This is a genomic window from Paenibacillus sp. 1-8, from assembly GCF_056316205.1.
The window spans coordinates 401,813-425,000 of record NZ_CM149995.1 but is presented as its reverse complement, the minus strand read 5'-3'; the positions used below and the strand labels follow the sequence as shown (position 1 = coordinate 425,000).

Annotated in this window: 18 protein-coding genes; 4 read left to right on the top strand and 14 right to left on the bottom strand. The window is 49.7% G+C overall.

Translation table 11 applies throughout. The features are described 5' to 3' along the window. Positions 1 to 85 precede the first annotated feature (85 nt). From AC0WRU_RS01870 to AC0WRU_RS01820, 11 genes are all read right to left on the bottom strand, one after another. Complete coding sequence (locus AC0WRU_RS01870) at positions 86 to 1,696, bottom strand: FAD-dependent oxidoreductase (RefSeq protein WP_476127000.1); 1,611 nt, start codon at positions 1,694 to 1,696, stop codon at positions 86 to 88. Between the two features lie 25 nt (positions 1,697 to 1,721). After that, positions 1,722 to 2,657 carry an ROK family protein gene (locus AC0WRU_RS01865; RefSeq protein WP_476126998.1) on the bottom strand — a complete coding sequence of 312 codons (936 nt, stop codon included), beginning with the start codon at positions 2,655 to 2,657 and terminating at the stop codon, positions 1,722 to 1,724. Between the two features lie 138 nt (positions 2,658 to 2,795). Beyond that, positions 2,796 to 3,635, bottom strand: a complete 840-nt coding sequence (locus AC0WRU_RS01860; protein WP_476126997.1) for a MurR/RpiR family transcriptional regulator — start codon at positions 3,633 to 3,635, stop codon at positions 2,796 to 2,798. Beyond that, positions 3,613 to 4,332: an N-acetylmannosamine-6-phosphate 2-epimerase gene (locus AC0WRU_RS01855; RefSeq protein ID WP_476126996.1), complete on the bottom strand. Its 720-nt coding sequence runs from the start codon at positions 4,330 to 4,332 to the stop codon at positions 3,613 to 3,615. Before AC0WRU_RS01855 ends, AC0WRU_RS01860 begins: the two co-directional genes overlap by 23 nt. Before the next feature lie 5 nt (positions 4,333 to 4,337). Beyond that, entirely contained in the window at positions 4,338 to 5,879 is a 1,542-nt protein-coding gene (locus AC0WRU_RS01850) for a DUF4127 family protein (protein ID WP_476126995.1), read from the bottom strand. Positions 5,880 to 6,030: 151 nt separating this feature from the next. Beyond that, a complete protein-coding gene (locus AC0WRU_RS01845) occupies positions 6,031 to 7,860 on the bottom strand; it encodes a protein O-GlcNAcase (RefSeq protein WP_476128536.1) in 1,830 nt (609 codons plus the stop codon). A 52-nt stretch (positions 7,861 to 7,912) separates the two neighbouring features. Continuing rightward, positions 7,913 to 8,803 carry a carbohydrate ABC transporter permease gene (locus tag AC0WRU_RS01840; protein ID WP_476128535.1) on the bottom strand — a complete coding sequence of 297 codons (891 nt, stop codon included), beginning with the start codon at positions 8,801 to 8,803 and terminating at the stop codon, positions 7,913 to 7,915. Then, positions 8,803 to 9,684: a carbohydrate ABC transporter permease gene (locus AC0WRU_RS01835; RefSeq protein WP_476126994.1), complete on the bottom strand. Its 882-nt coding sequence runs from the start codon at positions 9,682 to 9,684 to the stop codon at positions 8,803 to 8,805. Before AC0WRU_RS01835 ends, AC0WRU_RS01840 begins: the two co-directional genes overlap by 1 nt. A gap of 64 nt (positions 9,685 to 9,748) precedes the next feature. Then, positions 9,749 to 11,023, bottom strand: coding sequence for an ABC transporter substrate-binding protein (locus AC0WRU_RS01830; RefSeq protein ID WP_025684668.1), 1,275 nt, complete (start codon positions 11,021 to 11,023; stop codon positions 9,749 to 9,751). Between the two features lie 186 nt (positions 11,024 to 11,209). After that, positions 11,210 to 11,773: a DUF420 domain-containing protein gene (locus AC0WRU_RS01825; RefSeq protein ID WP_025684669.1), complete on the bottom strand. Its 564-nt coding sequence runs from the start codon at positions 11,771 to 11,773 to the stop codon at positions 11,210 to 11,212. Between the two features lie 295 nt (positions 11,774 to 12,068). Next, a complete protein-coding gene (locus AC0WRU_RS01820) occupies positions 12,069 to 12,344 on the bottom strand; it encodes a GNAT family N-acetyltransferase (RefSeq protein WP_476126993.1) in 276 nt (91 codons plus the stop codon). Positions 12,345 to 12,483: 139 nt separating this feature from the next. Here AC0WRU_RS01820 and AC0WRU_RS01815 point away from each other — a divergent pair, with 139 nt between their 5' ends. From AC0WRU_RS01815 to AC0WRU_RS01805, 3 genes are all read left to right on the top strand, one after another. Next, on the top strand, positions 12,484 to 13,443 hold the full coding sequence (locus tag AC0WRU_RS01815) for an ATP-dependent DNA ligase (RefSeq protein WP_476126992.1): 960 nt from the start codon (positions 12,484 to 12,486) through the stop codon (positions 13,441 to 13,443). A gap of 111 nt (positions 13,444 to 13,554) precedes the next feature. Then, positions 13,555 to 14,097, top strand: coding sequence for a MarR family winged helix-turn-helix transcriptional regulator (locus tag AC0WRU_RS01810; protein WP_025684672.1), 543 nt, complete (start codon positions 13,555 to 13,557; stop codon positions 14,095 to 14,097). Continuing rightward, positions 14,082 to 15,005: an alpha/beta hydrolase gene (locus tag AC0WRU_RS01805; RefSeq protein ID WP_476126991.1), complete on the top strand. Its 924-nt coding sequence runs from the start codon at positions 14,082 to 14,084 to the stop codon at positions 15,003 to 15,005. Before AC0WRU_RS01810 ends, AC0WRU_RS01805 begins: the two co-directional genes overlap by 16 nt. A gap of 80 nt (positions 15,006 to 15,085) precedes the next feature. Here AC0WRU_RS01805 and AC0WRU_RS01800 read toward each other — a convergent pair whose 3' ends face one another. Then, positions 15,086 to 16,021, bottom strand: a complete 936-nt coding sequence (locus tag AC0WRU_RS01800) for a manganese-dependent inorganic pyrophosphatase (RefSeq protein WP_476126990.1) — start codon at positions 16,019 to 16,021, stop codon at positions 15,086 to 15,088. Positions 16,022 to 16,382: 361 nt separating this feature from the next. Between AC0WRU_RS01800 and AC0WRU_RS01795 the strand changes: the two genes are divergently transcribed. Then, on the top strand, positions 16,383 to 20,669 hold the full coding sequence (locus tag AC0WRU_RS01795) for a S8 family serine peptidase (protein ID WP_476126989.1): 4,287 nt from the start codon (positions 16,383 to 16,385) through the stop codon (positions 20,667 to 20,669). An 81-nt stretch (positions 20,670 to 20,750) separates the two neighbouring features. On the opposite strand, the gene AC0WRU_RS01790 is transcribed toward AC0WRU_RS01795, so the two are convergent. Further along, positions 20,751 to 22,241, bottom strand: a complete 1,491-nt coding sequence (locus AC0WRU_RS01790) for a sensor histidine kinase (RefSeq protein WP_476126988.1) — start codon at positions 22,239 to 22,241, stop codon at positions 20,751 to 20,753. Next, entirely contained in the window at positions 22,238 to 22,924 is a 687-nt protein-coding gene (locus tag AC0WRU_RS01785) for a response regulator transcription factor (protein ID WP_192511729.1), read from the bottom strand. The genes AC0WRU_RS01790 and AC0WRU_RS01785 overlap by 4 nt, the downstream gene beginning before the upstream one ends. Positions 22,925 to 23,188 lie beyond the last annotated feature (264 nt).

The window sequence follows — 23,188 nt, the reverse complement described above, 5'->3', positions numbered from 1 at the left end:
CTTAGCAAGTACTTTTTTTTATTAATTATTAAAATCATCTTTTGACCTTATCAAAGTCAGCCAAGGGGCAGTAGCCCCTCACGTTTTAGCTGGTGACTCCTTCGGGTTCAAATACTTCCGCAGGCCAGTGTAACTCCACACCTTGGCAAAGAAGCCTGCTCTGAAAACGCCCCAGATGCTCTGCCGATTCGCTGACTTCTATCGGAAATACTCCGTTAGAGACACAATAAGCCGCGAGACTACCCGCTGATTCACCTATATTCCACTCCGTGGGGTGCAGCCGATAGCAACCATTTGCGATTTGAGTCATCCCTATATTTTTACAGGCGGGAAGCAGATTACGCACTCTTACCGGAATAAGGGAGCCTAACGGAATTTCATAAGGGTAATTAGGAATGTAAAATGTCCGCTGAGATACAGTGGTCGGATGGAGGTCCAAATGATAGCTGCCTACACCTACGCTGTCCGCGTATCGTTTGGGCCCATCCGTTCCACGAAGCTCACGACTTACATCGAATTCTGATATCGTATACTTCGCTTGAATTCGACGCGATTCGCGAATATAGGGGGCTTTAGCCAGACCATCTGAGGTACCAAGGAAATCTCCACGGGGCCGAATGCCCGGATAACCGAATCCTCCATCTAACCGGGGTGCTTCGGTCTGGAGCCAATAGATTAAAGAACGGGTCAATTCACGGGCTCCTTCCCTATGTCTTTCCTGCTCCTGAGCGGTGACACCGATCAACGGACCGAGGTAATAATCATTTTGCGCCCAATTTAAAAGAGTTACCTCTCCATCATTTAATGGTTTGCTCCATATAGAAGGGTCCACAATGCGACGGTAATCCCATAGTGATACAATGCCCTGATCGTTAGGAAACAAAGTGAACTGTTTTAGTTTGCTGGTATCATCCGCATCCGTAGCAAACCAGCTCAAAATCGGGAACCGGGAAAAGGAAGGAATATAATTTCTCCAAAAATCGTATTGTTGCGGCCGCACTATAATGAAGCTTCCATGCGGAATGTAATCTACGGCTGCTACATGTGTGATGGATTGCATATCCATAGGGTCAGCGCACTCCAAAGCATGAGGCTCACCTGTATCATCCCGCGACTCTGCTCCACTCGTATGCTCCACCCCCGCCATCGGAAGAAGATCCCCGCACTCTGTGGCATCCAAATAAAACGTTCCGCGCAGCACCATAACCCGACACCCATCATCAAGGCTATCCGAGGTACGAACAGTTACGGAAGAAATGCAGTCTCCATCCGTTTGAGCAGCTACGGGCACGGTGTGGTAATATACGCGAACACGCCCCGTATTCAAATAGGGAGCAAGCATATCCTCAAGCACCCGCAAAGCTACTCGTGGTTCATGAGCCAGACGGCTTACCCAACCATTGCCGGGATTAAGAATCGGGTCATTTTGGGCTTCTTCCGTTAAAGGATAGTTCTGACGGTAATAGTCACGTACACGATTACGGAACTCACGGTATGTTGCTGTGCAGCCAAACTGTTCGATCCATCGATGCTCATCCGGGGGGACGGCCTGTGAAGTCAACTGTCCTCCCAACCAGTCCGTCTCCTCCGTTACGATGACTCTCATGCCAGCCTTCGCTGCCGCAAGAGCTGCCGATGTTCCTCCCAGACCTCCGCCAATCACTACAATGTCGGTATCAAGCCGATTTTGCGTCATGGTTCGTTCCCCTTTCATGCTTGTTCTAGGAATCTACTAGTTCAAAAGCAAGCCGTCCCGCACCGATGATTCCAGCGCGATTACCCAATAACGCCCGACTTACTTCCGTTTGTACTCCCAGCTGTTGTAGATGCTTTTCTAGCAAGGGCCACCAAACTTCTCCCGCCTCTGCTACCCCTCCGCCTACGATAATAGCCTCGGGATCAAGGGTGACCGAGATATTGGCCAGAAGTACGGCTAAATCTGCGGTGTAATCGTCCAGTACCTGAAGCGCCTCCGGGTGACTGTGAGCGGCCTCCTTCATGATCTCGACTCCCGAGCGATACTGTATACCTGTGTATTCTCTGCCCCGGCGTAACAGTGCGCTACCTGATACATACTGCTCGGCGCAGCCCTTTTTTCCACAATTGCAAGGAAGGCCTCTTGGGAATAAAATACTATGCCCCCAATCGCCGCCGCTCCAATGAGCCCCTCGGCACAACAAACCATCTTCCATATATGCGCCACCGACGCCTGTTCCCAAGGTGAGCATGACCAAGCGTCGCTTGCCCCTCCCCGCTCCCTGCCATGCTTCTCCTAGCAAAGCGGCGTTCGCATCATTGTCAGCAACAGCACGTAAGGCGAGATTCTCCCTCGCCCATGTTACCAAGTGTGTACCTTGCCAGCCGGGGAGATTATCCGTGGCATACACGACTTCACCGCTCTCCACGTTTACTCTGCCAGCCGTAGCAATCCCTAGAGCGCCGATGTCGTTATTGCCAATGGTGCTGATGTCTCTCAAGGAGCGTTTCAGTCCTTCCACAGCTTCGGATACCCGTGAGAGTACCCAATCACGCCCGCGAGAAGCATCCGTATCCAGCCGGATTTCATCCAGCACCGCACCATCCCGTGCCACTACGGCTGCCTTCACCGATGTACCTCCAATATCGATCCCTATGACTCTGTTCACAGCATCTGCCACTACAGCGTCCTCCTTGTTGCCAAACGATATCTACAAACACGCTCTTTTACGTAAAGCTTCAATAATAGCAAGTCATATACCACAACAATAACTAACGATAGGACACAGCCTAATAGACCAGTTCTCCGCTTTAAAACCTCAATAGCTTCGTTCAATGACCGCCCTCGCTGTTTTTTCCTTCATCACTTTGGTATGACTCGTGTGCTTGCGAGCAAGCCCTTCGCAGATGAGGTCAATGACGAATAGCTGCGAGATTTTGGCTCCAATCGAACCGCCCTCGATCGGAGCTTCCTTACCTGCGGTGAGCAGCACGATATCCGCAATGGAGGTGATGGGCGATTTTGCATAATTGGTGATCGCGATAATGGTCGCGCCGTTTTGCTTGGCTTTGTGCAGCATGTCGTTCGTATCCAGCGTACTTCCCGAAACACTGATACCAATAGCCACATCTCCGGGCTTCATGGACACCGCCATCATCGACTGAATATGTCCGTCTGCCACGGCTTCGGCACGCCGCCCGATTCGTAAGAAACGGTTTTTGGCATCCTGCGCGGAAATTCCCGAAGCACCTACACCAAAAAATTGAACATAGCCTGCCTGTTCGAGACACGCTATCGCACGCCCAAGCTCTGAACGGTCCAGCAGTCCCATACTAGAGTGCAAAATATCGAGCATATTGTGATACACCATGCGAGTAATATCATGTTCGTTCTCCGGGTCGGTGTTTTCCCCACCCGTATCGGTTTTGCGATAAGTCTGGTTTTGCGCCAGGGACAGTCGGAAATCCTGATAACCTTTAAAACCGATTTTCCGGCAAAAGCGCATGACGGTCGTCTCGCCTGTACCTGCAAAATCAGCTAACTCCGTCACGGAGAAATATATGATATCTGCCGGGCGCTCCAGTACGCACAATGCGACCTTTTGTTCCGATTTTGTTAATGAAGGAAAGTACGTATTAATTCGGTCGTTCATCTCCATAGATGTATTTCACTGCCTTCCTTGCGGCATCGGCAAACCGCTGCGTAATCAATTGGGGTCTGGTAATCGCCGAGCCTACAACCACTGCATATGCGCCCTGCCGGAATGCTTCCTCCACCTGCGCCGGCTCATGAATTTTGCCCTCCGCAATTAAAGGCACAGGAACCAGCTCTGACGCTCTCCGAACCAGCTCCAGATCGGGTCCATCGATCTGAGCAGAGTATGGCGTATAACCGGATAACGTTGTGGATACGCAGCTTATACCGAGGGAAGCGGCATGAAGCGCCTCCTCCAGTGTGGATATATCCGCCATGGAAACCACTCCATGTTCATGGGCGTAATCTATAAGCTGCTTCAGCTTGCATCCTCCCGGGCGCGGACGTGATGTAGCATCCAGGGCGATGATATCCGCGCCCGCGTCCACCAGTTCCTCCATCTCACGGAGGGTGGGCGTAATGTAAATATCGGAATCAACATAATCCCGCTTGATCAGACCAATGACTGGCAGGGAAAGCGCCTGTTTGATCGCACGCACATCTGCTGCGCCATTGGCGCGAATGGCCACGGCTCCGCCCTGCTGAGCGGCGCGTGCCATTTTGACCATGGAATCCGATCCGTGCAGCGGTTCATCGGGTAGCGCCTGACAGGATACGATCAGGCCGTGCTGAACTTTTGATAATACAGCTTCCATTCCCATTGGGATCACCCTCTCTCTTCGACATGATGCCGTACGGTCAATCCAACTTCAAAGGTGCGGTTCCACGGCATATAGCAATCTGTAATTTCCACATGGCCCTCCGGTCCGTTTACATATTCGTCGAGCGCCTGCTCCAGTCGTCCGCGAATGACCGCAGCAACCGAACCTCTCTGTCCATCGAGCATAAACTTATCGAAACCCATTTGTTCCACAATTCCATTATTCATGGCGGTACGCACCACGGCGCAATAACATGCATCTTCGGCGTAACGCAACGCCAGAAAATCCAGATGCTCTGTTGTAGGCCCGTAGTGGCTATACAGCATAGACTGGGCAATGACGGTTCCCAGCGTATTGGAGCTGGTGTTCCAGCCTGCATAACCTGCCAGCTCAAAAAGCAACCCTTTTTGCTTTAATAGTCTAAGCAGCTTAAGATCAGCTCCGTTGGCATAGCCTACATCAGCCACTGCAATGTTTTTACCTGTATGTCGCAGCATATGGACGCCGTATTCGACCAGCTCCACCACGTTTCGGTATACATCATATCCGGCCATTGCACGCTGTTGAGATGATGCTTCTGCCATCGTGTCTCCGGGCGTGTTAGCCAACAAAATCAAATCAGCCTCTGCCGCTGAAGACGCGATCAATCCGCCTGCCGCCATAATCTGATATTTTAATGTTTCATAAAAATAACGATCCTCAAAAAGCGGAATCACGAATGCTCCCTGCAAAGCGGACAGCCTTGGATAGACAAGCGGCACAGCATTCTTCACCTGGTTCACCCACCGCGCCAGCAGCGTACAGCCCACTTCGTCTGCCCCCGGGTACATGTACACACTCAAATCCAGCCCAAGATCGGAAATACGATTTCTTAGCCGCTGCTGATCCTTGGCGGTATAGCCGTAGGGAGCAGAATCATCTTGTGGAATGATCATAAAATCAATGATACCCTCTGCTACCAGCTCCAGTGCGGCTTCATTAGCTTCCAGATTCACACGGCGACGTCCCAGGTAATCCTCCAGTATCTCTACAGGCAGACGTTCGTTGATGTCGGATAATTCAAGAAGCTCCTCTGCCGTGGCAATACCCAGCTCCTGACGATGCTCAATAAAGCCCTTCCTGAATATCTCGCGCCCCCAATCGGCGTAGTAATCCGGTTCTTCGTCAGCCAAAGAATATTGCGGACAACGCATAATCAGTTGAAAAGCATATAAGGTCATCTGCGGATAAAGCCGCTTGAGCCTGCGAAGTCGATTCACCTTGTCACCGACCTGCTCACTTGTCATTCCATGCAGCCGGGACGGTACGATTCCGCCGTACAGCAGCGTATCCATCGCAATAATGGCTCCATCGGCTCCCGCTGCACGTTCTTCTAGCCAAGCCCACAGTTGGGTCGTATCACCGGGAATTTTCTTTTGTCCCATCCATTCCATAGGGGGACGCTCGATTTCCAAATCTGTGCCTTGCGCCAGCAAATAAGGAAATTCATAATTACAGGGCCTTTCATCCAGCGGTACAAAAAGCACACGAGTGTTTGTCTTCACCACACGCATCCACCTCTCCTGAAAATACCGTTATCCTAACGGCAAATGGTTATTTTCAGGGCAGCTAGGCTGCCGTTTTTCCGTTAACTCAAAGACATATCATTATTTTCAGGGCAGCTAGGCTGCCTTGGTTTCTTGATCCATCAGCAAATGCTCACAAGATCAGTCGATACTTGCCTTGTTCATCCTGACCGACGTAGCCCCACCGCTCGGCTGCACGGATCGCCGGATCACTCCCGAGCCGAGCCTCCGTCTCCAGACAGGCAGTGATACAGCGCCGGAGCTCCACCACGACTTCGTCCGTCAGGAGCACAGGTCCTTGCCCGCCGACCACTTCCTGCGGCGTACTGCTCTCCTCGACCTGCTGCGCACCGCTCTGCCGCTTGCTGCTGACCACAGCTTGGCGCAGCGTACGCCACAGATCAGCGTCCAGTTCGGCGCGTTCCAGCCACGGCGCGGCCTGTGCTACGAAGCCTGCCGCCAGATCATCGGCGGGTACTTGCCGCAGGACGCTCACAGCTTGGAGCAGCCGCTCAAAGTACATATCGAGCGCCAGGATATCGCGCAATTGCAAAGCAAGGTCCACGTCCTCATACGTGCTGCCGCCCAGTCGGCTGTTCCTGTTTTGACGGCAGAAAAACATCAGTTCCTCCGCGCGCGCTCCCGCTAACTCCCGCACAGCCCAAGCCCAAGAGAGTTCAGGCATGTACCGCTCACTGTTCCACATATAGTGGGACATCGTAATGAGCGTCACTTTGGAGCATTCCCACTGATTCATCGGGTTGGCTACCATACCGGTATGTCCGCAGTCTGGAAGCCCGGAATACCGCCCGCGCAGCGGATCGAGGAATAAGCGGTCACGGTCACAATCATTCACTGGAATGTTATCCCACAGCCACAGCTCATGCCCAAAGAACGCATGATTATCGGCAGCGTGCTTCCGACCGATATGCGGAGCAAACACAAAGTATCCGGTCCAGAACACCTTAATCTCCGGGTGCAGCCGCTCACGGAAATCCTTTTTGTATTCGGTATCCCAGTACGACCAATATTCCGAAGGACAGACTGTCAGCGTAAATTCAGGCAACCGCTCCGCCAGCCATGCATGCACCTTGTTCGTCAAAAAGACATGAGCGTGGCCCGAGCGGCCCAGCAAATGTCGATTTTCTCCTTTTAGCACATAATCAATATCATCCATTAATATGGAAAAATGGCGTACGCCAATGGCAATCACAGCTGCCAGCTTTTCCGTCAAACTGAGGAAATCCTCATCGCTGCCAAAGCTCAGGTCGTTCCCCGGACTGATGCAGTAATGAAAATCCACCTCATGCTGATCGCAGGTTTCCTTTAATTCGCTAATCTGCTCAAACGTGTCTTCCGGGTACGGCTCCCGCCATAATTCACGATGATACGGATCATCCTTGGGAGCATACATGAATGTGTTCATCCGATGCGCAGCCATAAAACGGACGGCATCCAGCCGATCCGCCAGGCTCCACGGTTCTCCGTAAAAGCCTTCAATAATCCCTCTGACCGGAAAAGAAGGCTCATCGCGAATGGACACTACAGGCAGTGTACATCGCTCCTGTTCGACTAGAAGCAGCAAATGCAGGGCATCCATGCCGTACTTGAGCCCTCTTTTATTAGCAGCATGGATTTCAATTCGACCTTCCTTGTGAATCTCCAAACGGTAGCCGTCTGCAACGAGCGCTCCATCGTACTCCAGTACCAGTTGCACGCTTCCCCGTGTTTCGGTCGGTACACCCGGTCCCGAAGGCAAGATCAGCTTGATCGGCCCGTCAGGGTCCAGAACGCCTTCATATTCCTGATTCATCCCGAAGCGGGAGGACAGCTCGCAAATCAAACGCGGTTCGGGTATAACCAGCTTTTCTCCACTGTCATACACATCACGAAAATAATATTGAGTCTCCTGCGTTGTTAGCCCCACACGGGAATGGGGCCGCGTTCCTTTCGCCAGCACCATGGTAACCGTCTCCCCTTCATTCACGGATCGTCCGTATCCGATATTTTCCGGTCTATCCTTTGACTGCACCCGCCAAGCCTTCCATATAGTAGCGCTGTGTGAACAGGAACAAGATAATGATCGGCAGTACCGAAATCATCGTGCCCGCTGCAATCCAGCCGAAGTTATAGGCAAATTGACCATTGAGATACGTCAGCGCAGCCGCCAGCGGGTATAGCTCCGTGTCGTTCAGAATAACGATAGGCCACAGGAAGCTGTTCCAGAACGACATGGCCTCCAGCAAAGAAATAACGGCGAGCGCCGGCTTCACCAGCGGTAGCACCAGCTGCCACCAGATTCGGAATTCCGAAGCGCCGTCCATTTTACCGGAATCACGCACATCGGTAGGAATATGGATAAACGTCTGACGCATAAGAAAAATGTTGAATACGGAGACAGCTCCAGGCAGCACCACACCCAAATACGTATTGCCCAGATGAAGCCCTTGAATGGTCAGGTAATGTACGATGAACGACGTATATGAAGGAATAATCATGGTGGCAATCAGTAGCGTGAACACCAGATTTTTACCCTTAAAACGAAATACAGCCAAGGGATATCCCGTCAGACTGGCGAGCACCACATTGAAAATAACGCCAAGCGTCGTAATGATCACCGTGTTCAGCATATACTTCGGAAAGTTCATAAACTGCCACACCTGAACATAATTATCAAAATTAATAAAGGTCGGGAAAATGGCGGGCGGCGATGAAAAAATGTTGCGGCCCGGCATGAGTGATACGCTGAGCAGCCAGAGGAACGGTCCCATTAAAAAGAGAGCGAGTAGCACTAGAAGCACATAGATTACCGTCATCCTGAGCATTCGACCAAGACTGCGCATGATGCGGCTGCTTTCCTTTTTAGGAAGAGACGAGCGTAGCACTTTGTCATCCTGTAGATTCATCAATAGGGATTGACACCGCCTTTCCTATTGAATCGGAATACGATAATACTGAGCACCGCAATCATTGCACCGACAATTAAGCCAAGCGCCGAGGCATAACCAAAGTTAAACTGCTCCATCCCCTTTTGGAAAATATACAAGCTGGAGGTCAGCGTGGCTGTTCCCGGCCCTCCCTTGGTCAGTACATATACCTCATCGAACACGCGAATAGCCGCCATGAGCGAAATGAGTGTGCAGAACAGAATGTAGGGTCTTAATAACGGGAGGGTAATATGGATGATCAGCCGCCAGCGGCTTGCTCCATCCACTCTGGCGGCTTCGTACAGGTCTTGTGGAATGTTCTGCAAACCAGCCAGATAGAGCATCATATAATACCCGAGTCCCTTCCACATCGTGATAAACATGAGTACATACAGGGCCAAAGAACTGTCCGATAGCCAGTGAATGTCCTTACTGATCAAGCCTGCCTGCATAAGCAAATAGTTTACAACACTGTTATTGCCAAGCAACCAGCTCCAAATCAAGGCCACGGCTACCATAGAAGTTACGACCGGGATGTAGTAGGTCGTACGAAATATTTTAATTCCCGGTATACGGCTGTTCACCAGCACAGCCATCAGGATGGAGAAAATTTGGAGAAAGGGAACAATGAGCACGTACACTAATGAGTTCCAGATCGAAATGAGAAAGTTGCGGTCCTTAAACGCTGCCTCGAAATTATCCAGACCGACATAATGGGTATCCGATATGACCGAGTAGTCCGTCAATGCCAGCGGAATGCTGTAAATAATAGGCCAAAATACAAAGACGGCAAGTAATAACAGTCCCGGCGTCATAAAGGCCCAGGCCGTAAAGGATTCCGACCTCAACCATTTGATCATGCTGCATCACCACCCGATTTTGATAAATGAACAGGAGAGTCTTGATATGACTCCCCTGCTGTACCTATTGCTTTAAAATATCATTCACTTCCTGCTCCAAGGTAGTAAGCGTCTGTTTCGTGTCCGTTCCGTTCAATAAAATATTTTGAAAAGCACGCGTGATAGCACTGTTCACGTCCTTGGCATTTGGCACACCGACCATGTAGTCTGTCGCCTTATCCAAACTTTGCGCGGATACCACTTTCGCTTGTGCTTCCAGCGATTTGTCCGACTGTGTGAAGTACGGATCTTTAATGGAATCCTTCGTGGAAGGCAGTGTATTAGCCGCTTTGGAAAAAGCCGTCTGGCTCTCTGCATTCGTCAGGAAAACAGCAAACTTCACCGCTTCATTCACATGTGCAGACTTGGTCGGTACGACCAGATCCATGGAGTTGGATAGCCGTACATCGGCTTTACCTGTAGGTACAGGAACGGCGATGGTGTTCTTGTATACGTCCGGCGCAGCCGTTTTGATAAAGTTGATGAACGTCGGGCCTGCCAGCTCGAAAGCAACCTGTTCACCCGCGTAATATTTCACTTGCTGTGAAAAATCAGCGTCCTCTTTGAGCACGACACCATCTTCCATCTGCTTTTTGAGATTATCAATCATGGTGACTGCTTCCGGTGTATTGAACGCCGCTGCTGTCTTTTCTTTATTCAAAATCGGAATCCCGTCTATGGCAAAAAGCTTGGATACAAGCTGCTGCACATAGCCTGCTTTGCCAATTTTTCTATTGATCTGGCGGCCCCACTCAGACAGTTCCGCCCGCGTTTTGGGCGGATGGGCAGGGTCTAATCCGGCAGCCTTTACCAGCTTCGTATTCATGTAGAGCACTTCCGTGCCGGTATACCAGGGTAGTGCGTAAGCCTTGCCATTAATAACGGTAGAATTATAAATACCCTCGAAATATGCAGCCTTTTCCTCCGGAGACAAATGCTCATTCATATCCACCACAGCACCCTTGGAGCCCATTTGGCTGGCAAATTCCGTATTGAGATTCACCACATCCGGACTGCTGCCGCTGGCGATACTCGTCAACAGCTTGTTGGTCACTGCGTCATAAGGGTAATCCTTCCAGTCAATTTTGACATTGGGATTCTTCTCCTCATAATCGGCAATCACCCGATTGAAATATGGGGTGAATGTAGGCTGTAGCGCAATGGTCCAAAATTGCAGTGTCACTTTTCCTCCGTTTACGTTGTTCGGGTTTGAGCCTCCGCCTCCGCAACTGCTTAGCAGCACAACCAGCGCGAGCATGGAAACAAGCAACCGTAACCTGCCTTTCGCTTTCTTCGTCACATGGTGACCCCCTTATTCTTAGTTGATTAAGGCAAATTATAGCAGAAATACCGTTAGAGAAGGAACGTTTTTTCAATAAAATAAATTTGGAAGGAATAATTTTTCTTTTATTAGGCATAAAAAAGACGTCTCTGTTAGAAGAGACGCCTTCTTTCCTCATTGAACCTGCTGAGGGTTCAAGTCTATTTAATAATACGGGGCCATGAATACGTACACGAGTACCCCAGTTAAGCTGACATACAACCAGATCGGCATGGTCCAGCGTGCAATTTTACGGTGTTTCGCTACCTGCATCGTCCATCCCCATACAACTGTGAACAGGGCTAGTGGTACGATAATGGCAGCCAGTATGCTGTGTGAAATCAGCAACGTAAAGTAAATCGGCCGAATTATACCCACCCCGCCAAATTTTGCAGTGTCCGGCGAAATATAGTGGAAGGTCAGGTAAGAAAACAAAAATAAAACGGTACTGGCGAAGGCCAGCAAAACAAAAGTTTTATGCACCTTAACATTCTTCTTGAAAATAGCAACCAGCGCCGCCACCAGGAAAATAAACGTGAAGCTGTTAAAAATCGCATTCAACCTCGGGAAGATGGTGATATCGAAGCTAACACTACCCTGGTATCCAATCGGCGAAAAGAACAGGAGTAAAATAATCACGTTGGCTATGATGGAAACGGTGATAATCAAGGCTGTGAAATTACGCTTGCTCGTTGGAACGTACTGCTTGTCCTCACTCGCTTTATTCATAATGAGCGTCTCCTTCGTTTAAATTCAAACTTTTCATTTTCGGTTGTGGTAATAACCATACTATATTATATAGAACCTAAGGACGGCCTGTGAAGTGACAACAGTATGAACAATTTCACAGCCAAGGATTTGAAAATGTGCTTTAGCATCTTGGAAAAACCATTTTCTTAACATATCAATAATAGAATACGGCCATTTCAGAGGCTTTATACACGCAAAAAAACACCGGGAAGGCCTGAATACCTGTCCCGATGTTGTGGTGTTTATGCACTTGTGGCGCGAGCGTTCCCCTTGTTTACTGCTGCCAGACGTCACTATATTCTTGATGACGCTTGAACAGGGCCAGTGCGTACGAGCAAGCGGGAACGACCTTTTTATGCTGATCCCTCGCCATTTGCACGACTTTGTCAATCAGCTCCTTGCCGATCTTTTGCCCCCGCAGCTTTTCGGATACAAATGTATGGTCAATGACCAACGAATGGTCATCTATGGTTTTATAGCCTACTTCCGCAACCACCTGTCCATCATCCACCATGACTACCGCATGGTCCTCCTCGAGAATTTGTCTCATGAAACCGAGCCCCTTTCTGCCGACGATTAGATATCCTCATCATTCCCCGATTTGAGGTCCAACGAAACATCTCATACATAAAAAGAAGCCTGTCGTCGACACTATCCTTATTCCAAAAAGGCGAGGCGAGGTGTTGTATTTGCGTTCGGAAATGAAACCCGTTATCCCGTTTGAACCTGTGCAAAGTGAACGAATCCCTACGGAGGGCCTGTGGCGGTACGAAATAAAATGGGATGGCACGAGAATTTTGACATATCACAATCAGGGTAGCACACGCCTGTTTAACCGGAAGCAGCATGAACGAACGCTTTTATATCCTGAACTCGCTTCATTCCCCTCATATTGCCAGGCTGAATCGATAATTCTGGACGGGGAAATGATCGCACTGGGAGCCGATGGGAAGCCCTCGTTCCATGAGATTATGCGACGCGACCTGATTCGCAGAACGGATCGGATTCAAGCGGCTTATAAAGCTGTGCCCGCTACATATATGCTATTTGATATCGTGTATCTGAATGGCGTATGGGTTCATCGCAAACCGCTGGCAGAAAGGCTCGAATTATTGCATCAGGTCATCCTTCCGAATGAACGGGTTCAACTGGCTCCTGCTCATCCTGATGGACAGACTCTGTTTCAGGTGATGCGCAGCCAAGGAATGGAAGGTATGGTATGCAAACGTTTGGACAGTCCTTACACATTTGGCGGGAAGGATGGGCGATGGGTCAAGGTCAAGAATTACGGCGATAGCATCGCTGTCATTGGAGGCTACACTTTAAACGGAGGCGTCATCAATGCTGTGTTGCTGGGGCTGTACGACAAGCAAGGAAGGCTGCGCTACATTGGACATGCAGGCACAGGGAAGCTTACGCGAGAGGACTGGCGTCAGCTTACGGAGCGACTGAGACCGCATACCATTTCAGCGCGGCCTTTTGTCAATGAGCCGGAACGTCATCGGGATGCAATATGGGTACAACCTATGTATACCGCCAAGGTTCAATACAGTGAGTGGCGATGGCAGGAAGGGCGTACCCTCCGCCAGCCCTCTATACAGGCTTTTGTAAATCAGGACGCAGGGCAGTGCATTGGACCTTGGTCATGATAAGTTGTGCAAATATATTTTAAAAAAAGCGGAATAAAGTTTGTATAAATCATTGCAACCAGTGGTTAATTAAATTACAGTTAACTAATTAACTACATCGAGGTGGATCGCATGTTCTTTTTCTTGGACTCCGAAATTCGTCAACTGGCCTATAATCTGTTCCCAGGTGGCAATAAACCAATTGGTGTTTTGGTAGAGCTATTTTCTATAACGTATGAAATTCGTAAAGGCATGGAGAAACGTTCACGTGAATTCGGGCTCTCCTATGGGCAATATATAGCGCTTTGTGTGCTTTCTGCGCAGAGAGACGAAATGTCATCCCCTTCTGCATTGGCTGAGAAGATGGGTGTGAGCCGGGCAGCGATCAGTTCCATGGTCATTTCCCTTGAACAAGATGGCTACATTAACAAATACGATGATCCGAATGACAAGCGTGGCGTCTTTGTTTCTCTGAACGATAAAGGAAGAGGCAAGATCAATCAAATGGACCCTTTTTTCATAGGACTGGCCTCACGCCTGATGTCGGACTTTAGCGAATCGGAAATCTGCGAGTTTCAAACCTATCTGTCACGCGTACGGTCTGCATTTGAAGATGTGAAGGGTTCGCGTCTAACTGATCCCAGGGAGGGAGAAGAAAAATGGTGCGAAGACTGAAACAAAGGCTGTTCGTCAAGCTTGCTCGTATATCCGCTGGCAGAATGGTGGCGGCGTCTGATTTCAAACCATCTCATTCTCCGAAGGTACACCGGGAAGAACGAATCATCCCCACTTCTGTAGGTGACTCCAGGGTACTTGTATATGAGCCCGCCAACCGGACTGGCGATCCACTGCCTGTATTCGTCAATTTTCATGGTAGCGGCTTTGTGATGGGCAGTGCAGAAATGGATGATGCCTGGTGCCCGGTCATTGCCGAACGTGCCAATTGTGTCGTCGTTAATGTCGATTACCGCTTGGCACCGGAGTATAAATTCCCCATTCCGTTACAGGAGAGCTATGATGTTACCAAATGGTTGTACAAGCATCCTGATGTACTGAACGTCAATCCCCAACTCATTGCCGTCGGAGGACATAGTGCGGGCGGAAACCTTGCCGCAGCGATTTGTCTAATGGCCCGGGATCGCAAGGAATTTCCCATCGTATATCAGGTGCTGGATTATCCTCCTCTGGATATCGCCACCGATCCGAAGCTGAAGCCTCAATTCAAGCAGGCGATTCCGCCGCGTATCGCAAAAATTTTTAATGACAGCTATTTGCACACGCCGGATGAGGCACGAAACCCGTTGGTTTCGCCTGTTTATGCAGAATCACTACATAATCTTCCACCTGCACTGATTATAACCGCCGAGTTGGACTCCTTGGCCGACGAAGCCGAGTTATACGCCAAACGGCTGATTGAAGCGGATGTACCCGTGACCTATAAAAAATATATGGGCGCTGCCCATGCCTTTACACATAGCGGTGATCTCGCCCTAGCCGAGAGCGCCTGGCATTTGATGAGCGATCAGTTGAAAATGGCCTTTGAATTTCGCATCGGAGATGTACTGTCGGAACTAAAGAAATAAAAAAAGAAGCCCCTGCCTCCGCTGCTATAATGCAGTGCTGGATTCAGGTGGCTTCTTTTGTATCGTAGCCTGCTTCCGAATTACAGACTGTTAAAAGCGTCTGTCAATACAGGTACGATCTGCGATTTGCGGGATACGACACCTTTCAGAACCGCTTTATTGTCGTCGAGCTGCACATTGTAGGCTTTTTCGACCGCTTGTGCTTGGCTTCCCAGCGCAATACCAATGGAATCACTGTTCACAATATCTGTAACGACGAACAGGAACAGGTCCAGGTTTTTAGCTGCAATTGTTTGGGACAGCGCTACTTCCAGCTCGGACTGACGGGACAGCACGTCGTTCACGTCTACCGCGTTCACTTGTGCAATTTCCACTTTGCGTCCGTTCATCTGGAATTCCTTCGCATCCAGACTCACTAACTGCTCAATCGAGTGACCGCTTAGATCAGCTCCTGCTTTCAGCAGATCAAAACCGTAGCCATCTGCATCCACACCAGCGATTTCAGCCAGTTCACGGGCAGCAGCTACGTCTTGGTCGGTGCAGGTTGGGGATTTGAACAACAGAGAATCGGAAATGATCGCGGACAGCATCAGACCTGCGATTTCTTTCGGAATCGCTATCCCGTTTTCCTTGTACAGCTTGTTCAAAATTGTGGCTGTGCAGCCTACAGGCTCGGCGCGGAAGTACAACGGCTGGCTTGTTTCAAAGTTAGCGATCCGGTGATGGTCGATGACTTCAGTTACACGCACTTTGTCAATGTCAACCGCGCTTTGCTGGCGTTCATTATGATCGACCAGAATAACGCTGTCTGTTTCCGCAGCAACCTGTTCAACCAGACGCGGCGCACTCACTTTGAAATAATCCAGTGCATACTGCGTTTCCCCGTTTACCTCGCCCAAACGAACTGGCTCCACGTCCGCACCCAGTTTGGTTTTCAAGTCTGCATAAGCAATAGCTGAGCAAATCGTATCCGTATCCGGATTTTTATGCCCGAAAATCAATGTTTTTGCCAACATAATCGACTCCTTTGCACTAAGCATTTTACATCCTCATAAAATATCAACAATTCCAATGCAGATTATATCATTAAATCTCGTATTCTCCCATTCCCCTTTAAATGATTTCAAAAAAAATCTAGTAAATTCATAACATTTCCATGGAATATGTGCGTGAAGTTAACCTTATTTTTTCTAAAAATATAAAAAACATATAGTAATATATCCCACCAATATGGTAAGATATTCCTCAAAACTAGCAAGTTAGCCACCAGTGGTCAATTCTATCATTTGAATCTTGAGGGAGGCGTGAGAACTTCGACAGTGGCTTCAAATCCTAGTATGTAGACAAATCATATTTTGATTGAAAAGAGGGAAATCTTTGAAAAAGCCGATCATTTCGAGAAAAATTCCTGTCGTAACACTCGCTCTTGCCTTGACGGTAAGCTTGTCTCTTCCATCTGTCAGTTCTGCTGCTACCGTAGACCTGCAAACCCGTTCATTTTTAGAAGCACAGGAAGCTTTGACTTCCGAAGCAACACCGGCGTTCATTTCGCCAGAGCTGAGTACCACTTCCTCCCAGCAGGTCAGAGTCATCGTACAGCTTGATGGTGAACCGCTAGCCGTGGACAAATATGCGGCACGATCGGTCAATCAGTCTTTCACAGCTCGATCCGAACAAAAAGCGGAAGCCGCTATCGTCAATGAGCAAACAACGTTCGTGGATAGAGCGGCAGAGCACAGCATTCCCCTTCAGGTGAATTACCAGTACAACACGGTACTTAATGGCTTGGAGGTTACGCTGCCAGCCAATAAAATTCCGGAACTGGCAAAGCTGCCAGGCGTAAAATCCATCCACGAAAACAAAACGTACTATTCCATCCCCGTACAGGACCCGCCGACACTCACCGCCAGCGAAGCAACGTATGATAACGCACCGCTGGATCAAATTGGCGTTCCTGAAGCCTGGGCTAAAGGTTGGACAGGCGAAGGGATTAAGGTTGGGGTTATTGATACCGGGATCGATTATGAGCACCCGGATTTGAAAGCAGCTTACAAGGGTGGATATGACTCTTTTGAGCAGGACAACGATCCATACGAGGAGCCTTTCCTTGAAAAAGAGAATGACCCGTACGGCACAGGTTTTGCCGGAACAACTCACGGTACGCACGTGTCCGGTACGATTGCTGGCCAGGCCGCTAATAAAACGGCAGATATTGTACAAAAGGGTATTGCCTATAAATCGGACTTATACGTGTATAAAGTACTTGGACGTAATACCAAGACGGGGCGTTCCTCCGGTTCCTCCGCACAGGTCATTGACGGTATTGAACGCGCTGTCAAGGATGGCATGAACGTGATTAACCTGTCCCTCGGCTCAGACTCCGAGAAGGACCCGAACTCTCCGGACTCCATTGCGATCAATAATGCGGTGCTTTCCGGTGTAGTTGCTGTCATTGCGAATGGCAATGCGGCACAAGACGGGAATTATTATTATTCGATGGGTTCCCCTGCATCATCCCAGCTGGCGATTTCTGTCGGTGCTGCCACTTCGCCGAGCAAAAGCTTCTCAGGCACAGCTTCAGTTACCCGTGATTCCTATTGGGAAGCGAATGGTGAATTGAAGAAAACAGTGACCGCAGATGCTTATGCACATTACGCGTTTAATCTGATGGGCTGGGGGACAGGCCAAGAGGATTTTGCTTCAATTCTGGGAACTGCCCCTTATGAGCTGGTATATGCAAATTTGGGGCAGCCTGATGATTTTGAAGGAAAAGATGTAGCCGGAAAAATTGTCCTCGTGTCACGTGGAAACCTGGCATTCGTGGATAAAATTGAAAATGCCAAGGAAAGTGGCGCAAAGGCTGTAATCATTTTTAACGGGAATACAAAAGCAGGCGACATCACGAAAGCTGATTTGGGCGTCAGCATTCCGGATCGAGATGACTATGTAAACGCTAACCAGGGCGACAGCTTTGATTTTATTCCGACCTTTGATATGAAAGGTAAGGAAGGTCGCGCGCTGGCTAAACAACTCGTCGACAACGCCGGAGAAAAGTTCTCTGTCTCCTTCGGAGAGAAGTTTATTCGCACAGATAATGCAGGCAATACGATGGCTGGATTCAGCTCCCGTGGGCCGAACGGCGACGAGCTGCTCAGCATCAAGCCTGATGTGAGCGCGCCAGGAGTTAGTATTATGTCAACCTATCCTGCCTTCGCCAAGTTCTATCCGGATGCCTCTTATGATCATGCTTACAAACGTAGCAACGGAACCAGTATGGCTTCTCCGCATGTAGCCGGACTTGCTGTATTGCTGAAGCAGCAGCATCCAAACTGGACGCCGTTCGATATCCGTGCTGCTCTGGCGAACACGTCGGATACGCTTTACGATGAGGATCAAATCCAATACGATGTGTATTCCCAAGGTGCAGGACTTGTCAACATCGCCAATGCGATTCAGACACCAGCCCTGCTGGAAACTGTTGAAAAGATTACGATTCTCGATAAGAACTTCAATCGGCAGGAGGTCGTGAACTACAATCCTTCCGCCAGCTTCGGGGTGTTAAAACCAGGCAGTGATGCAAAGCAAATTCAATTGCAGCTTAAAAATCTGTCCGCAAACAGCGTACAGTATGAAGCCAGCTACATTTTGCATGATCATGTAACCTCTGATCCTGCCAAGCCCGTTGCCACGCCTGACGTGAGCAATATCGCTGTTCAGTTGCAAGGTGTCGGCACGAATGGGGCAATCTCGGCAGAAGCGGGTAAATCCCAACCGTTCTTTCTGTCCGTACAGCCAAGCTCAAGTGCAGCTACAGGTGTATATGAAGGAGAAGTCATCCTGAAAAGCGCCGGACTGCCTACATTGCATCTGCCATTCGTCGTTCATGTCGGCAAGGAAAATCCGACCACAGGTTTCGGCTTGCAGGATCTGAGTATAACCAACTCGATTATTTATCCAAACCGTACAGGCGCTCAACGTTCAACAGATCTTGCTTTCCGTCTGACCACGGATAAAACCAACCAAATTGCACTCTATGTATACGGCATAGATGATAAGCTAATTGGTCTTATTAATGGAATTACGATTTCCAAGGAGCAAGGGGTTAACGCTCGTCTCAAGCAAGGCGCATACTCCTTCAAAGGCATTGACGGAAGCTATGTCGAATACGATGCCAACGGAAAGCCTGTTCTGGATGCCAGCGGTCAGCCCGTTATTCAGCATTTGAAGGACGGTGTGTATAAGCTGGAGGTTAATTCGCCGGAACTGAATGCGAAAGGCGAAGTCGAGACCAATACTGACGGCCCTAAATTCTTCACCGCTATGAAGGCCATTCGCATCGACAATAGTGCCGCTTCCGGTAGCGGTGGAGGCAGTGGTGGAGGTGGCGGCAGAAGTAATACTACACCTTCCGCTTCAACCACCACATCCACCCCTGTCGCTACATCTGCACCTTCACTTCAATCCGTGGTGAAGCAAGGACAGGCGGTAAAAGCGGTAGCCACAACCGTCGTGGTTAACAATAATGTACAGTCGCTGACTGTAAGCGATACAGACTTGCAGACAGCTATCACAGCAGCGGGCTCCAGCCCAGCAGCCATTGTCCTGTCGGCCAGCAGCCAAGCAGGTCAAACGACCAAAGCAGCGCTGACTTCCGCCCAACTGACAACGCTGGGCAAGGCTCCGGCAGGAAGCAGCCTGATAGTGAGTAACACAGGAGCTTCCCTGGCTTTGCCGATATCTGCTCTGAAAAATGCCCCTGCAGGTGCAGGCATTGAAGTTGTAATCAGTAGCCAGGCACAGGAAAGCAACACATTTACGAGCAAGCTGAAAGGGTCGACTGTGATTGGCACCCCTGTAGGGTTTGAAGCTAATGTTGTCACTGGGGGCAAGAGCGAACCACTTAAGGTTGCTCCGGGACAGTTCATTAGCCGTTCCTTTACTGTACCTGGCCAAATTGAGTCGAATACGGCCGGTGTTCTCTATACAGCTAACGGAAATGTCTACCCGGTTCCGTCCGTCTTTACCAAGCAGGCAGATGGATCAACAGTCGTTAAGGTAAGCCGTCCGGGCTTCTCGACGTATGCAGCGGCGACTCGTCAGGTTAGCTTTGAAGATATTTCATCGTCGTATGCTCAATCCGAGATTCAGTCGCTAGCGAACAAGCTACTGATCAACGGCACCACAGACACGGCCTTCTCACCGAAAAAGAACGTGACACGCGCAGAATTTGCAGCCTTGGTAACCCGGGCCCTTGGCCTGACACCGGGTACTGCCGCACCATTCGGGGATATTCCAGCAGGTAGCTGGTATTCTGGCGATGTGGCAGCCGCTTATGAGGCCGGATTGATCACAGGTCGCAGCGGCGACAAGTTCGATCCGAACGCTAACATCAGTCGTCAGGAAATTGCAGTCGTGCTGAGCAAGGCAGTAGACCTGCTCCAGATCAAAGCGTCTGTCGATGGCCCTGCGCGCACACCGTATCATGATGCTGCATCCTTTGCAGGCTATGCCAAGGATAGCATTGAAAAAGTGAGCGCAGCCGGCATTATCAACGGGGCAACCATCAAGGGCTCCTCCTACTTCCAGCCGAATGCGCCTACAACGCGTGAAGCATCTGCCAAGGTGCTGCATGTGCTTTTACAAAAGGCTGCATTAATTAACTAATTCAAAAAGCCTCCCGAGCCGCGTTATAAATAACGTTGCCGTTCGGGGGGCTGTTTTTATGTTATACCATAATTTACAATGTTATACGGCCCTCGCTAACGGCAGCGTAACCTTGAATACACTACCTTCTCCCTGCGTACTTGCAGCGGTGATTTTTCCGCCGTGTGCTTCCACAATGGACTGTGTAATCGCCAGACCGAGACCGGCTCCGCCCGAGCTGCGTGTACGTGACTCATCTCCACGGTAAAAGCGTTCAAAAATCCGCTCCAACTGCTCTTTGCTCATACCTGGCCCGTTATCACGAATCTGAATATCCGCCAGCTTTTTCCCGGCAGACAAGTTTACATGGATCACACCTCTTTCCATATCCGTATGCTGAACAGCATTATGGAGCAGGTTGAGCAAGACCTGCTTGATTTTATCCCCTTCCGCCAGCACTCGCACACCCGCCGTCATATCAAAAATCACTCTTCGCTTACCCGCCAACATCAGAAGCTGCGGCTTCATTTCCAGCAGCAACGCATCCAGCAACATATCTTCCAGCTTCAGTTCCGGCGTCCGGTCCAGCTTAGCCAGCAACAGTAAATCGGAGACAAGCTTATTCATCCGCTTGGATTCACCATACATACTCTCTAGCGCAGATTGAAGCTGCTTTGGATTAGATGCCGCTCCACGAAGCAGCACCTCCAAGAACCCGTGAATTGACGTGAGCGGGGTGCGCAGTTCATGGGAAGCATCCGCGATAAACCGTCTCATCTGCATCTGCAGCTCACGCTCGGCAGCAAAAGAATGCTCTAACCGTTCCAGCATCCCGTTAAAGGATACCGCCAAGCGGTCTATCTCATACTGCCCCTGCTCTGCGTCAAAGCGCTCGGCCAGATTGCCCGCATCAATGCGTTTGACCGCCTCGACCATCCTCGAAAGGGGCACCAACGTTCGCCGCAGCACAGGAAGCATTAGCGCCAGACCAATCGCAAGCGCAATCAGAGACAGTAAAATAAAGGTGCGTAGCTGGTTAATCAGCTGCTCTTGCAAGGAAGTTGTGGAAACGCCCATTTGAAGTAAACCTGACGAACGGTCAGGTGGACCGAGCGGACGGAATACGACCAGTTGCTCGTTCCCTTGTGCATCCGTGAGCAATTGATAGTCATGACGCATGCGCCTGTTCTGCTGCATCGAATTATACTGCTGAGTGGTGAGACGCGGTGGCGTAAGTCCATTTTCGCTGGACAAGCTCAAGAAGGTTCCGTCTTTACCTATGGAAGCGAGCGACATATCCGGCCAAAATAGAAACGGCCCCGGTCGATCATCCCTCCGATTGGTTCCTTCTTGGGGAGTGGAGCCTCCGCTCTTCTCTTGCGAATTCTTAATCAATAAATCGGCAGGAATTGAACCTAATTGCGTTCCCATCGCATCCGCCCGACTGCGGTACAGAAAATCTTTCATCAGGAAATATTGCAGAAAGCCGATCAATACGAGCAGCAGAGCCAAAATGAGTAACGTTCTGGCTAAAAGCTGGGACCGGAGAGAACGGAACGCAGTTCTTCTCCGGCTTTTCCCCCTCGCCTTCATAGCAAATCCACCCGGTATCCGACACCGCGTAGCGTACGAATGACCCGATGCTCCTTATCTTTGAGCTTTTCACGCAAGGAGCGGATATACACCTCGACAATATTGTCCTCGCCCCCAAAATCGTACCCCCATACTCGATCCAGGATGCGACTTTTACTAAGAACAATCCCGTTATTCAATACCAGAAATTTCAATAGTTCATATTCGGTAGGCGACAGTTCCAGCACCTGATTTTGGTAGCGAATTTCCTTGCGGCGATCATCCACCTGAAAGGGCCCGTGAACCACTTCTCCAAGCAGATCGGGAAACTGATTCCGCAGACGCGCTTCAATGCGAGCCAGCAGTTCATTAAAACTGAAGGGCTTCACGATGTAATCGTCCGCGCCGATTTTCAATCCCTTCACCCGATCATCTACATCATCCTTGGCCGTCAGCATAATGACCGCGATGTTATCCTCCGTCTCCTTGAGACTCTGGCATACCTCAAATCCGTTCATTTCAGGCATCATGACATCCAATACCGCAACATGAGGGCGAAACTCTCTCGCTAAATCCAACGCATCACTGCCGTTCTCGGCTGTTTTGACCTCATACCCTTCATTAATCAGCCCAAGCTCCAAAAATTGCAAAATGTGCGGCTCATCATCCGCCAGCATAATTTTAACTCCATGTATCGGATTCATCGGTTATCTTTCCTTTCATGACACCATTTTTTTTCTTAATAAAAGATCGATTCATTTTCGCCTGTATCTAATATACCTGAATATTTCCGTAAAAAAGCATCCATATCCAGCTTTCAGCTAACATTCAGGGAGCGCTCATAACCATTTCAGCTACGTCAGGCATGATAATAGCAAGCCGGTAGTTCACCGGGCCCAAGATCGGAAGTGGCTGATCATTCCGCAGTCCTGAAGATAGCGGCTGGAACAAACGGAATAAATACAAAG